General features: G+C 65.7%; 14 protein-coding genes. 7 read left to right on the top strand and 7 right to left on the bottom strand.

Annotated features, from left to right (window positions below; genetic code table 11):
* Positions 1–202: 202 nt before the first annotated feature.
* A complete protein-coding gene (locus J0H39_07935; GenBank protein ID MBN9496669.1) occupies positions 203–1,525 on the top strand; it encodes a pentapeptide repeat-containing protein in 1,323 nt (440 codons plus the stop codon).
* Here J0H39_07935 and J0H39_07930 read toward each other — a convergent pair.
* The 4 genes from J0H39_07930 to J0H39_07915 are packed head-to-tail and all read right to left on the bottom strand — an operon-like array spanning position 1,522 to position 4,514.
* Complete coding sequence (locus J0H39_07930; GenBank protein ID MBN9496668.1) at positions 1,522–2,103, bottom strand: DedA family protein; 582 nt, start codon at positions 2,101–2,103, stop codon at positions 1,522–1,524. The genes J0H39_07935 and J0H39_07930 overlap by 4 nt on opposite strands.
* 8 nt (positions 2,104–2,111) lie before the next feature.
* Positions 2,112–2,477, bottom strand: a complete 366-nt coding sequence (locus tag J0H39_07925) for a hypothetical protein (GenBank protein MBN9496667.1) — start codon at positions 2,475–2,477, stop codon at positions 2,112–2,114.
* Entirely contained in the window at positions 2,474–3,733 is a 1,260-nt protein-coding gene (locus tag J0H39_07920) for an acyclic terpene utilization AtuA family protein (protein ID MBN9496666.1), read from the bottom strand. The genes J0H39_07925 and J0H39_07920 overlap by 4 nt, the downstream gene beginning before the upstream one ends.
* Before the next feature lies 1 nt (position 3,734).
* Positions 3,735–4,514: an inositol monophosphatase gene (locus J0H39_07915; GenBank protein MBN9496665.1), complete on the bottom strand. Its 780-nt coding sequence runs from the start codon at positions 4,512–4,514 to the stop codon at positions 3,735–3,737.
* A gap of 43 nt (positions 4,515–4,557) precedes the next feature.
* Here J0H39_07915 and J0H39_07910 point away from each other — a divergent pair, with 43 nt between their 5' ends.
* From J0H39_07910 to J0H39_07900, 3 genes are all read left to right on the top strand, one after another.
* Positions 4,558–6,417 carry an ABC-F family ATP-binding cassette domain-containing protein gene (locus tag J0H39_07910; GenBank protein MBN9496664.1) on the top strand — a complete coding sequence of 620 codons (1,860 nt, stop codon included), beginning with the start codon at positions 4,558–4,560 and terminating at the stop codon, positions 6,415–6,417.
* Positions 6,407–7,261: a penicillin-insensitive murein endopeptidase gene (mepA, locus tag J0H39_07905; protein MBN9496663.1), complete on the top strand. Its 855-nt coding sequence runs from the start codon at positions 6,407–6,409 to the stop codon at positions 7,259–7,261. Before J0H39_07910 ends, mepA begins: the two co-directional genes overlap by 11 nt.
* An 84-nt stretch (positions 7,262–7,345) precedes the next feature.
* The gene (locus J0H39_07900) at positions 7,346–7,645 is read left to right on the top strand and encodes a HigA family addiction module antidote protein (protein MBN9496662.1); all 300 of its coding nucleotides are present in this window, start codon (positions 7,346–7,348) and stop codon (positions 7,643–7,645) included.
* A gap of 6 nt (positions 7,646–7,651) precedes the next feature.
* Here the strand turns inward: J0H39_07900 and parC are convergent, their stop codons facing one another.
* Complete coding sequence (gene parC, locus J0H39_07895) at positions 7,652–9,868, bottom strand: DNA topoisomerase IV subunit A (GenBank protein ID MBN9496661.1); 2,217 nt, start codon at positions 9,866–9,868, stop codon at positions 7,652–7,654.
* Entirely contained in the window at positions 9,865–10,608 is a 744-nt protein-coding gene (recO, locus tag J0H39_07890; GenBank protein MBN9496660.1) for a DNA repair protein RecO, read from the bottom strand. The genes parC and recO overlap by 4 nt, the downstream gene beginning before the upstream one ends.
* Positions 10,609–10,653: 45 nt before the next feature.
* Here recO and J0H39_07885 point away from each other — a divergent pair, with 45 nt between their 5' ends.
* The gene (locus J0H39_07885; GenBank protein MBN9496659.1) at positions 10,654–11,058 is read left to right on the top strand and encodes a DUF3293 domain-containing protein; all 405 of its coding nucleotides are present in this window, start codon (positions 10,654–10,656) and stop codon (positions 11,056–11,058) included.
* On the opposite strand, the gene J0H39_07880 is transcribed toward J0H39_07885, so the two are convergent.
* Entirely contained in the window at positions 11,055–11,372 is a 318-nt protein-coding gene (locus tag J0H39_07880) for a DUF1476 domain-containing protein (protein MBN9496658.1), read from the bottom strand. The genes J0H39_07885 and J0H39_07880 overlap by 4 nt on opposite strands.
* Positions 11,373–11,456: 84 nt before the next feature.
* Between J0H39_07880 and J0H39_07875 the strand changes: the two genes are divergently transcribed.
* Together J0H39_07875 and J0H39_07870 are read left to right on the top strand one after the other, a co-directional pair.
* Complete coding sequence (locus J0H39_07875; protein MBN9496657.1) at positions 11,457–12,212, top strand: NRDE family protein; 756 nt, start codon at positions 11,457–11,459, stop codon at positions 12,210–12,212.
* Positions 12,213–12,299: 87 nt separating this feature from the next.
* Positions 12,300–13,067, top strand: a complete 768-nt coding sequence (locus tag J0H39_07870) for a phosphoribosylaminoimidazolesuccinocarboxamide synthase (GenBank protein ID MBN9496656.1) — start codon at positions 12,300–12,302, stop codon at positions 13,065–13,067.
* Positions 13,068–13,075 lie beyond the last annotated feature (8 nt).

Raw genomic sequence — 13,075 nt, 5'->3', positions numbered from 1 at the left:
CGCATCACCCAATCGATGAAACCCAGCGCCCGCGTCACATGGATAATGCCTAGGATCACGGCATAGGCGCCGAGCCCGAATACAGCCGCCAGGGCGAAAACTTTCAGGTGGAACATCCGAGCCGAAAGAGCCTTTCCGCACGGGACTTTACCACCGCGCGCGGACGACGCATTATCCAAGAATAACATGGACGGTACGCCGAATGGCCAGCAGCAAGGTCAGCCAACAGGAACTCAATCAGGCCGCCACGCTTCACGAGAAGATGGTGCGGGGCATCACGGGCGGCATGCGCCTGGTGCTGTCCTTCAAAATCGCCGAGCGCATGAATATGCGCGGGCGCAATCTTTCGGAAGCGGAGCTGGTCGGCGCCTATCTGTGCGAGTCCGATTTCGGCGGTGCGAAGCTGGTGCGCGCCAATCTGTTCGGCGCCGATTTGTCGGGCTGCGATTTGCACGAGGCCGATCTTACCAAGGCCGATATGCGCGGCGCCCAATTGAAGCGCGCCAATCTCGAACGCGCCAACCTGACCGGGGCCGATATCCGCGACGGCTTCATCATCGTGCGCGATAAGGACGGCAATTTCTCGTACCACAACAACCAGCGTCAGGGTGCGGTCATCACCGACGCGAAGTTCAATCATGCGGATATGACCAACGCGAAGATGAGCCGCGTGTTCGGCCCACGCACGGACCTTACCGGCTGCATCCTGCGCGGCGCGGTGCTGCGCGAGGCGGATCTTTCGAATTCCGATCTGTCGGGCGTGGTGCTAACGGGGGCCGATCTCACCAACGCCAATCTTTCGAACTGCATCCTGCACGGCGCCACGCTATCGGGCGCGTTGCTCGAGAACACCAATCTCGACGGTGCGGATTTGACCGCGTCGAATTTCGGCACCAAGGATTTGGCGCGCGTCGACACGTCCAAGGCCGTGCTGCCGGTCAATATCGACAGCCTGGAAAAATCGATCCAGCAGATCTTCATCGATCATCTGGAATGGCTGAAGACCGAAGGACGCAACGGCGCGCAAGCCGATTTCGAGCGCGTCAATCTCGCCAGCCTCAATGCGCCGGGCGTCAACCTTTCCGCCGGGCGTTTGGGCCTGTCGATCCTGCGCGACGCCAAGCTGACCGGCGGCTATTTCCAGATGGCGGATTTCTCCTCCGCCTTCATGTCGAATTGCGATCTGGTGTCGGCGAAGCTCCAAGGCTCGAAACTCGACAAGGCCACGCTGACCGGCGCCAAATTGCGCGACGCCGATTTGTCGCCCATGCCGGTCGATACGATGAGCCAGCGCAACTGGAACACGCGCCTGCGCGAGGCCAATCTGACGGGGGCCGATCTGCGCGGCGCCAATCTGCACAAAGCCGATTTGGCGGCGGCGGTGCTGCGCCGCGCCGATCTGCGCAACGCCAATCTGAAGGATGCGATCCTGCTGGATTGCGATTTCACCGGCGCGGATTTGCGCGGCGCCGAGCTTACCGGCGCCGATACGCGCGGCACGACCGGCCTCGACAGCGCGCTTTAGTTCGCTTTTTCGATCGAGGCTTCGAGGCGCTTGGACAAATACCAAGCCAGCGCCATGAACACGACCAGCAGGCCCAAAGCCGTGGTCGTCGCGGTTTCGCCCAATGCTTTGTCGGAGACATGGGCAAAGCCGTAGCCGATGCCGACCAGCAAATTCGACCAGATCGCCGCCGAGACGAGGTTGAGCGCCAGAAACCGGCCGCGCGGCATGGTCGACAGGCCGAAGGCGAAGCCCGCCAAACCGCGAATGCCGTGCGGGTAGCGATAGACGAACATCATCCACCAATGATGCTTGTCGACGACGCGCGCCGCGCGCTCGATCCCGTTGCGCAAGCGCGGCATCGCGTCGAATAGCTGCGGCCCGAAGCGGCGGGCGAGCCAAAAGCGCACCTCGTCGCCGATCACGCCGCCGGCGAACACCGCGGCGACGGTCGGCCAATAATCCAGCGCGCCGAGCTGCACCGCGTAACCCGCGAACAACGGCATCAGCATGGAGTTCCAGAACGCGCCGGTCGCCACCAGGGTGTAGACGGCGTTGCCGTTGTCGCGGACGAGATCGAGGATTTGCTGGAGGTCCATGGGACCGATCAAATGGGGTCAAGCAGGCGCGAAGTCAACTTCTCCGCGCGCTCGGCTTGGACCTGAACCGGCATGTCCAGAAGCTTTTGGGCGAAGGCGCGGCCGTCGAGATCGAAGGCGAGATCGTGGCCGCGCCCGGCGCCCGCGACATTCTCGAAACGGAAATGGAACGACGTCAGCCCCGCGAGCTCCGTCCGGCGCACGGCGCGCGGCCGCAAGAACGAGAACCACGCCCCGACTTTCGCCGCCGTCGCCCCGGCGCGCACGCTGCGCCAATCGCCGGGATCGCGCAGGGTTAACGCGATGATCAACGAACTTCCGACCACGCGCGCGCGGGCATGCGCCAGCAAGCGGAGCTGGACGAGCGCGCTCATGCCTCGGCCTCCAGCAAGCCGACGCGCGGGCGCACGTAATGGGCGGGAATCTTCGCGGCGCTGACTCGCCGCTCGGGATGGATCGCGAGGCGCACGCCGCCCGCCCCTGCCGGACCGAAGCCCGATAGCGACGCGAATTCGGCCAGCGCCGCCTCGACCGTTTCCTTCGCCGCCGCGCGCAAGGCCAAGCGCAAGCGCACATCCTTGCCGGGCATGACGGCGAGATCGGCGGCGCGATCGATGGCGCCGCGCGTCGCGGATTCGACGCCGACGATTTCGACGCGGAAGCGCTCGTCGCCGAGCAGCGATTTCAAGCGCGTTTCCAATTCGCGCGCGGCCGTTAGCGCACGGCCCGCCGCCCCCGTCCCGCCATAAGCAAGTTCACCCTCGCCCGCGAAACCGGTTTCGAAGACCAGCGTGCCGGGCAAATGATCCGGCGCCGCACTTCCTTTGACGCCCGTGAGCTTGCCGCCGATCAGCGTCGTGTCGTCGAGATCCAGCGTCAGATCGGGATCGGCGACCGTGCGCGGGTTTTCCACGCCGTCGAGCAGCGACAGCACCAGTGCTGCGTGCGCGGGCGACGCACCGGTCGAAGTCTCGAACGCCAGCGCGCCATCTTCGGCGATCTCGACCAGCGGCAGGCCCGCTTCGGGGAGTTTGTCGAAAGCGGGATCGTAAAGATCGCCGCCGGCCGCCCCCGCACCGGCCGACAGGATACGGCCCGCAGCGGCGGCGGACGCGAGCCGCGCGTAATCCTCGACCGGCCAGCGATGGGCATAGCGCGCAAACGCAATCGAAAGCGCCGACGGCGCCAACGGCCCGCTGACGACGACTTCCGCCCCCTTGGCGAACAGCCCCACCAAGGGTGCCGCGCCGAAGCGCACGCTCGCGGCGATCAACGTGGAATCCGGCGGCGGCGGCGGATCGCACGGCGTGCCGAGCAACCCGGCGCCCGATTGCGTCGCCAGCAGATCGTGCCCTTCGACCAAGCCGATGCGCGGCCGGCGGCGGCCGAGGCGTGCCGCCAGCCCGGTGATCGCATGCGCGACCGGGGCCGGCTCGCCCGCCGGCACTTCGATCGCAAGCCGCACGCGCCCCGACAGGCACGCGATCAGCACGGGTTCGAGCGCACGCTCGACCTCGCGCAACGCCAAGCGCAACGCCAGACAATGCGGACCCGGTCTGGCGATCAGGCGTTGGAGAAGTGCCGCCGTCGCATCCGGTCGTCCGCCGCGTCCCGCATGCGCAAGGCGCATTTTAGAGCCCGGCGAGTTTGCGGATCGGTTCGTACAAGGCGGGGTTGGCGCAGAGCACGGGGGCGCCCTTGTCGATTCCGCCTTCGCCCAGGAAGTCGTTCACGCGCCCGCCCGCTTCGCGCGTCATCACGATCCCCGCGAGGCAATCCCAGGAATTGATGTGAAGCTCGACATAGCCGTCCGCGCGGCCGTCGGCGACATAGGCGATGCCCAGCGCCCCGGAACCCGCGCGGCGGAACGACGCCCCGGCCTTCACCGTGCGCTCGATCATGCCCGTATAGGCTTCGACCGGGCGGCGCGTCGACCAGCCAAGCTCGATCTGCGCGCGCTTCAAATCGTCGACCGCCGTCACCTTCATCGGGCGGCCGTTGCAGGTGGCGAAGTGGCCCCGCCGCGCCAGGAACATCTCGTCGCGCATGGGATCGTAGATCGCGCCGATTTCCGCCTCGCCCTCATGCATATAGGCGATCGAAATGCAGAAATGCGCGATCCCGTTGGCGAAATTCGCCGTGCCGTCGATCGGGTCGATGACCCACAAAGCACGCGTATCCTTGCTGCCGCCGGTTTCCTCGCCCAGCACGTCGTCCTTGGGGAACGCCTCGCGGATTAGCCCCATGACGAGCTTTTCGACCGCCCCGTCGGCGACCGTCAGGTAATCCTGCGGCCCTTTGAAGGTCATGCCGATGGAGGCGCGGTCGGCGAAGAATTTGCGCTGCAATTCCCCGGCGGCACGCGCGATCGCCGCGGCGGCCAGGGTACGTTTGGCGAGTTCGTCGGTCATTGGGCGCTGAAATTACGTTCCCTATGGGCTATAGGGAAGCGCGATGATCACGATCGACTCCCTAACCTTGCGCGTGGCCGGCCTGACCCTGATCGAGGATTCCTCGGTCCAGGTGCCGGACGGCAAGCGCGTGGGCCTCGTGGGCCGCAACGGGGCGGGCAAATCCACGCTGCTGTCCTGCCTGCGCGGCGTGGCGACCCCCGACAAAGGCCTGATCGCGCTGCCCAAGCGCGCCAGACTCGGCTGGGTGGCGCAGGAAGCCCCCGGCGGTCCCACGACACCGTTGGCATTCGTCCTCGCCGCCGATACCGAACGCGCCGCGTTGCTGGCCGAGGAAGAAGCGGGGGCGGATGGCGAGCGTGTGGCCGATATCCATACGCGCCTCGCCGAGATCGACGCCTATGCCGCCCCGTCCCGTGCCGCGTCGATTCTCGCGGGTCTGGGTTTCGATGCGGGCAAGCAAGCGCAGCCGCTGTCCGATTTCTCCGGCGGCTGGCGGATGCGCGTGGCGCTAGCCGCCGTTCTGTTCTCGCGGCCCGACGTGCTGCTGCTCGACGAGCCGACGAACCATCTCGATCTCGAAAGCGCCTTGTGGCTCGAGGATTATCTGCAGCGCATTCCCTGCACGCTGCTGGTCGTCAGCCACGACCGGCGCCTGCTGAACGCCGTCTGCACGCATATCCTGCATCTCGAACATCGCCGCTTGACGCTTTACGCGGGCGATTACGATTCCTTCGAGCGCCAGCGCCAGGAACGCCTCGCCCAGCAATCGGCGATGGCCGCGAAGGTCGATGCGCAGCGCAAGCATATGCAGGCCTTCGTCGATCGCTTCCGCTACAAGGCGACGAAGGCGCGCCAAGCGCAGTCGCGCTTGAAGGCGCTCGCCAAGCTCACGCCCATCGTCGTCGAGCAGGACGAGGAATCGGTGCGCTTCGAGTTCCCCGAACCGGAAATGCCGCGCCCGCCGTTGATCACCTACGACAAGGCCTCGGTCGGCTATGTGCCCGGCAAGCCGATCCTGCGCGGCATCGATCTGCGCCTCGATCCCGACGACCGTATCGGCTTGCTCGGCGCCAACGGCAACGGCAAATCGACCCTCGCCAAATTGTTCGGCGGGCGCTTGTCGCCGATGGACGGGCGCGAAACCCGCGCGCGCAATCTGGAAGTCGGTTTCTTCGCGCAGCATCAGGTCGAGGAATTCGACCTGTCGCGTTCGGCGCTGCTGCATCTCGCCGATTTGCGCCCGCAGGACAATAACGAGCAGCTGCGGGCGCGCCTCGCCCGCTTCGGCTTCTCCGGCATCAAGGCCGAAACGCCGACCGGAAAACTGTCGGGCGGCGAGAAAGCGCGGCTTGCCTTCGCTTTGGCAACGGCGCATCGCCCGCAATTGCTGATTCTCGACGAGCCGACGAACCATCTGGATATGGCGAGCCGCGAGCGCCTCGTCGCCGCGATCGGCGATTTCGCCGGTGCCGTCATCCTCGTGACTCATGATTGGAGCTTGCTGGAACTGACCTGCGACCGGCTGTGGCTGGTCGCGAACGGTCAGGTACAGCCTTTCGAAGGCGACCTCGAGGAATATCGCGCCTTCTCCCTCGCCGAACGGCGTGCGCAGCGCGGCGCCGACGAAAAGCCCAAAACAGAGGCGCCGGCCCCGCGCCGCGCCAAACCCGCTTTGGGACCGCTCAAGAAGGAACTCGCCGCCGCCGAAACCGAACTCGCCAAGCGCACGGACGAGAAGACGAAGCTCGACGCGGCGCTGGCCGATCCCAATGTCTACAACGATCCGGCGAAGGCCGCCGATCTCGCCAAGCGCCACAAGGACGCGGTCGAACGCGTCGACGCGGCCGAGGCGCGCTGGCTTGCGGCCGCCCAAGCGCTGGAGGAAGCCGATGCGGCTTAAAGTGCTGATCGCGGCGTTGGCGTTGTTCGCGTCGCCTGCCATTGGCAAAGAATGGGGCGACGTGAAGCTGCCCGTGCCGGGCCCCGCGCGCGTCATCGGCGGACCGGCGACGGGATGTCTCGCCGGCGCGGAACGCCTGCCGCCCGACGGGCCCGGCTATCAGGCCGTGCGCGTGTCGCGCAATCGGCAATGGGGCCATCCCGCGACGATCTCCTTCATCCGCGATCTGGGGACGCGGGCCAAGACGGCGGGTTTCGCCGATCTCTATATCGGCGACGTCGCCCAGCCGCGCGGCGGGCCGATGGCGTCGCTGCATGGCAGCCACCAGAACGGGCTCGACGCCGATATCTGGTTCAATATCGATCCCAAGCCCGTCCTCCCGGCCGCCGCGCGCGAGGAGATCGCGATCGTCACGCTGACGACGCAAGACGAACGCCGCGTCGATCCCGCGACCTGGCGCAAAGGTCATGCACGATTGCTGAAACTCGCGGCCGAGGACCGCCGCGTCGACCGCATCCTCGTGCATTTCGCGATCAAGAAGCATCTGTGCGAAACGCTGCCGGCGGCGGATCGCGCATGGATACGCAAACTCCGCCCGTGGCGCGGGCACAACGAACATTTCCATGTTCGCCTCGCCTGCCCGCCGGACAACAAGGATTGCGTTGGCCAAGCCGCGATACCGGCGGGCGACGGCTGCGATTCGACGCTCGATTGGTGGTTCCTCGACGCCGCCGAACGGCGCAAGCGCGACGAGGAAGCGCAGCGCGCGGCGCCCAAGGTCCAGACCGGCCCGCCGCGCCCCAAGCTGCCCGCCCAGTGCGCAGCGATCTTGCGCGCCCCGTAATTCCTGTGGCCTCATGGTTCGACGGGCTCACCATGAGGCCTTATCTTGATCCTCATGCTGAGCCTGTCGAAGCATGAGGATCAGATGCGCCGCGCGACGATCAAATCCCCCGCCCATCCCGGCGCCTTGCTGAAGGACGAGTTCGACGCGCTGGGCCTGTCGATGGCCGCCGCCGCCGAGGCGCTCGGCGTCACGCGCCAGCAGCTTTACAAGGTCACGTCGGGTGCGAGCGCCGTCACGCCGGAAATGGCCGTGCGGATCGAGCGCGCCATCGGCGGCTCGGCGGATCTGTGGCTACGCATGCAAGCCGCGTTCGACCTCGCCCGCGCGCGACGGACGGTCGACCTGCGCGGCGTCAAGCGGATCGCGCGCGAAGCCGCCTGACGACGCTTAATCGAACCGGAAGCCCTTGGGCGGCAGCAAGCCCGTTTGGCTGCGCGCACCGACCCAATGCTTGGGCGCGTTTTCGCGCGCATCCGAATTGGCGAAGCCCATCGGCCAGCCCTTCGCGATATTGAAGGTGCGGATTTTGTAGAGCGCGCCGCCCTTCGAATAACGCTGCAGGATGACGCCCTTGCCGCGCGACATTTCCGGCAATTCGGACAAGGGGAACAGCAGCAGCTTGCGGTTCGTCCCCTGCACGGCCAGCGTATCGCCCTCCACCGTGCAGACGGCGGCGGCTTCCCCGCCCTCGCCCACGTTGAGCACCTGCTTGCCCTGGCGCGTCTGCGCGACGCATTCGGCTTCGGGGACCACGAAGCCGTAACCCGCCGACGACGCGACGACCAGCTTGCGGTCGGGCTTGTGGATGAACACGTCGACCAGATCGACGTCGTTGCCCAGTTCCAGCGTCACCTTAATCGGCTCGCCGTCGCCGCGCCCGCGCGGCAGCTTGTCGCAACCCAGCGTGTAGAAGCGCCCGTTGGTCGCGAACACCATCAGCTTGTCGGCGGAATTCGTGCGCTCGACGAAGCGCTGCTTGTCGCCGTCCTTGTAGCGGATGTCCTTCACGGCCTGATCGTCGAGATGGCCCTTGAAGGCGCGCACCCAACCCTTGTCGGAGACGACGACGGTGAGGTCTTCGCGCTCGATGAAGGCTTCGACCGGCACGATCAATTCGGCGGGCGCATCGGCGACTTCGGTGCGCCGCTTGCCCAGCGGCGTGCGCGGTCCGTATTTCGCCTTCAGTTCCTGGATTTCGGTCGCGATCGCGGCCCAGCGCTTGTCTTCGCTTTTCAGCAGGCCCTGAAGCTCCTTCTTCTCCTTGGTCAGTGCGTCGTTTTCCTTACGGATCTCGAATTCCTCGAGCTTGCGCAAAGAGCGCAGACGCATATTCAGGATCGCTTCGGCCTGAACTTCCGTGAGCCCCCATTTCTTCATCATCACGGGCTTGGGCTCGTCCTCGTTGCGGATGATCTTGATGACCGCGTCGATGTTCAAATACGCGATCAGCAAGCCGCCGAGGATTTCCAAGCGCCGGTCGATCTGGCCGAGACGGTGTTCCGAGCGGCGCGTCAGCACGACATGGCGGTGATCGAGATAGGCCTGAAGCACTTCCTTCAGATCCATCACGCGCGGCACGTTGTCCGCGTCGAGCACGTTCATGTTGAGGGCGAAGCGCGTTTCCAGATCGCAGGTCCGGAACAGCGATTCCATCATCATCTTGGGATCGACGTTGCGGCTCTTGGGCTCCAGCACCAGGCGCACGTTCTCGTCCGATTCATCGCGGATATCGGCGAGCAGCGGCAGTTTCTTGGCCTGAAGCAGCTCCGCGACCTTCTCGATCAGCTTCGACTTCTGAACCTGATAGGGAATTTCAGTGACGACGATCTGCCACGCCGCGCGCGGCAATTCCTCGACCGCCCATTTCGCGCGCACGCGCAGCGAACCGCGGCCGGTTTCGTAGGCCTGGACGAGCGTTTCGCGCGTTTCGACCAGAATGCCGCCGGTCGGGAAATCGGGGCCCGGCATCAGATCGACCAGCGTGGCGACGCGCGCGTTGGGCGTCTTGATCAGATGCAGCAGCGCGTTGCAGATCTCGACGATGTTGTGCGGCGGAATATTGGTCGCCATGCCGACGGCGATGCCGGCGGCACCGTTCGCGAGCAAATTCGGGAAGGCGGCGGGCAGAACGACGGGCTCTTCGCCTTCGCCGTCGTAAGTCGCGCGGAAGTCGACCGCGTTCTCGTCGAGACCGCGCAGCAATTCGACGGCGACGGAGGTGAGGCGCGCTTCGGTGTATCGCATCGCGGCGGCGTTATCGCCGTCGATATTGCCGAAATTGCCTTGGCCGTCGACCAGCGTATAGCGCTGCGCGAAATCCTGTGCGAGGCGGACCAGCGCGTCGTAAACCGACTGGTCGCCATGCGGGTGATACTTACCGATGACGTCGCCGACGACGCGCGCGCATTTCTTGAACCCGGTCTCGGGATCGAGGCGCAGCTGCTGCATCGCCCAGAGCAAACGGCGATGGACGGGCTTCAATCCGTCGCGCACATCGGGCAGCGAGCGCGCCATGATCGTGGACAGCGCGTAGGCGAGATAACGCTCGCCCAACGCATCGGCGAGCGGAACGGGTTTGATTTCGGCGGCAAAAGACGCGGTCATTTTCTTTCCTCGGGACGGCGGTACTCCCGTCGCCAGCGCTCATAAAGCCGGACTCGGGCCCCCGGCAAGGTCTTCGTCTGCGGGGCCAAAACATAGCGATCGAGAAAATGTCCGGTGATTTCCAGGGCTTCGACCAATTCGCGGGCGTTTCCGGCCGCCCCGCCTTCGCGCAGGAAAGCCGGCAAAACGAACAGACGGTCGGCATAGGGCGCCCCCGCCTCGGCCGAGACGGCGCGGCCGGTTTTGGGGCTGACATAGCGCAGATCGTCGATCACGCCGGTCGCCGCACAGGAGTCGAGATCGAGCCCGAAGCCGAGATCGGCAAGGCAGCGCACTTCCCATTGCACATAGGCTTCGCGCCATTCGCGCGTCTCGAACCGCGCCAGCATCGCCTTGGTCGCGTCGAACAGGCCTTCATGCGGCTCGCGCTCGGGCAGTACCGCGTCGAGGATCGCCGCACACGCCGCCAGCGCTTCGAGCTTCGCGGGCGTGTCCATCAACGCGGCGGCATTGGCGGCGACAAGCTCGCAGGTCCAATTGCCCAAATGCTCGACCAAGCGCGCGCGCCAGAACGCGGAAACGAGATTGCCGGTTTCGAAGACCGACGCGCTTTTGCCGTGCCCGCCGCCGCGCGCCAGGCCCAGATGCCGCCCGTGCCCGCGCGTGAACAAGGTCGCGATCGCCGCATGCTCCCCATGCGTGCGCCGCCCCAGCACGATCGCTTCGTCGGTCCACTCCATGGATCAGATTTGCCGGGATTCGAGCGGCGGGGCTAGTTTGGCGACATGCGCAAGACAAGCCGCCTGATCGAAGCCTTTCTCGACACCGATTACGCCGTGCGCGACGGCGGCGTTTGGCGCGTCGTGCGCATCGGCGAACGGCACCCGAAGATCGAAGCCTTGGTGAGATCGACCGGCGTGTTCATCACCGGCTGGAACCCCTTCGGCAAGCGCGCGAACGCGGCCGCCAACGCGGCGCGCAACCGCGCGATGGCGCGTATCCTGGCCGCGCGCGGCTATCGTACGCTGCCCCATCAAGGGATCGGCAGCGACGGCGACTGGGCCGAGGACGGGTTTTTCGTGCGCGATATGCGTATCGCGACGGCGCGCCATCTGGCGCGCAGCTTCGGCCAGCTCGCGATCGTCGCGATCGCGCGCGGCCGTCCGGCGGAGATCGTCTGGGCCTTTTAGCCCTGCTCCATGATCTGCTGCTTGGCGATCGGCAGGAAATGCGCGAGCTGGGCCTTGATGTCGGCAACCGACACGCCCTTGCCCTTGAGATCCGCTTCCAGCTTTTCGATCACGTCGTCGTCGCCCGCCTTGTCGAAATCCGAGGCGACGACGTCCTTGGCGTAGGCATCCGCGTCCGGCCCGGTCTTGCCGAGCTTTTCCGCCGCCCACAGACCCACGAGCTTGTTGCGCCGCGCGTTCACCTTGAACTGCACTTCCTGATCGTGCTTGAACTTGTTTTCGAAAGCGCTTTTGCGGTCGTCGAAGCTGGTCATCTGCGGGCCCTCGTGAATGGGTCGTTGCCCATGACATAGGCGACCGCGAAGAGCAGGTCAATCGCAACCGGACATCCCTTTTTCATGTGCACTTTGGCGATTTTGCGCCGTCCCGGCCACGCATGGCCGCTGATCGTCGCGGGCAATCGCGACGAAATGAAGTCGCGCCCCTGGACGGCACCCGGCCGCCATTGGCCGGATCGGCCGAACGTGATCGGGGGCCGCGACGATTTGGCCGGCGGATCGTGGGTGGCCGTGAGCGACACGGGCGTGATCGCCTGCGTCCTCAACCGGCGCGGCACGTTGGGCCCCGCCGAGGGCAAGCGCAGCCGTGGCGAGTTGGTGCTCGACGCGCTGGACTTTCCGGACGCGAAGGACGCCGCCGAAATGCTGGCGGCCCTCGACGCGGGCGCCTATCGGCCGTTCAACCTGTTCGTCGGCGACGATCGCGACGCCTATTGGGTCCGCGCCACGGGCAGCGGCGCACCGGAAGTGATGCCGATCGGCGAAGGCGTGTCGCTGCTGACCGCCTACGACCTCAACGACATGACGTCGCCGCGCACGCGCCATTTCCTGCCGCTGTTCCGCGAGGTCCCGCCGCCCGATCCCGCGACCGGCGACTGGGCCGCCTGGGAAAAACTGATGGCCGCGCGCCAAGGGGGCCCCGATGCCGGCGAAGAAGGGGCGATGAACATCGCGCTCCCCTCCGGTTTCGGCACGTCGTCGACGTCGCTGATCGCGTTGCCATCCCGCAGCGCGGGACTCGATACGCGGCCCGTTTGGCGCTTCGCGCACGGCCACCCCGACGCGATCGTCTACGACGCCGTTTCGTTAACCTGAATCAGTACGTTAGCCCCGCATTGCGAGGGGGAATGCGCTGGGCTATAGGGGGGCCCGCTTTTCCCGTCGCGCGTCAGGGGGTTGGGCATGTCCCGCCGTAAACAAATCTACGAAGGCAAGGCCAAGATTTTGTTCGAAGGGCCCGAGCCCGGAACGATCATCCAGTACTTCAAGGACGACGCGACCGCGTTCAACAACAAGAAGAAGGGCACGATCACCGGCAAGGGCGTGCTCAACAACCGCATCTCGGAATTCCTGATGACGCGTTTGGAGGAGATGGGCATTCCGACCCATTTCATCCGCCGTCTCAACATGCGCGAACAGCTGGTGCGCGAAGTCGAAATCGTGCCGCTGGAAATCATCGTGCGCAACGTCGCCGCCGGCTCGTTCTGCCAGCGCTTCGGCCTGCAGGAAGGCGCCCCCCTGCCGCGCTCGATCATCGAGTATTGCTACAAGAACGACGAGCTCGGCGATCCGATGGTGTCGGAGGAGCACATCACCGCCTTCGGCTGGGCCGATACGCGCGACCTCGACGACATCATGGCGCTGACCTTGCGCATCAACGACTATCTGTCGGGTCTGTTCCTGGGCGTGGGCATCAAGCTGGTCGATTTCAAGATCGAGTTCGGCCGCCACTGGAACGAGCATGACGAGATGCGGATCATCCTGGCCGACGAGATCAGCCCGGATTCCTGCCGTCTGTGGGACGTCAAGACGAACGAGAAGATGGACAAGGACCGCTTCCGCCGCGATCTCGGCAAGGTCGAGGAAGCGTATCAGGAAGTGGCCCGTCGTCTGGGCATCCTGCCCGAAAGCGGCCCGCGCGATCTGCGCGGCCCCGAAACGATGCAGTGATCCCGGGG

This window comes from Alphaproteobacteria bacterium, assembly GCA_017308135.1.
In the GTDB taxonomy this organism is placed as follows: domain Bacteria; phylum Pseudomonadota; class Alphaproteobacteria; order CACIAM-22H2; family CACIAM-22H2; genus Tagaea.
This window is presented reverse-complemented; position numbering and strand designations above follow the sequence as displayed.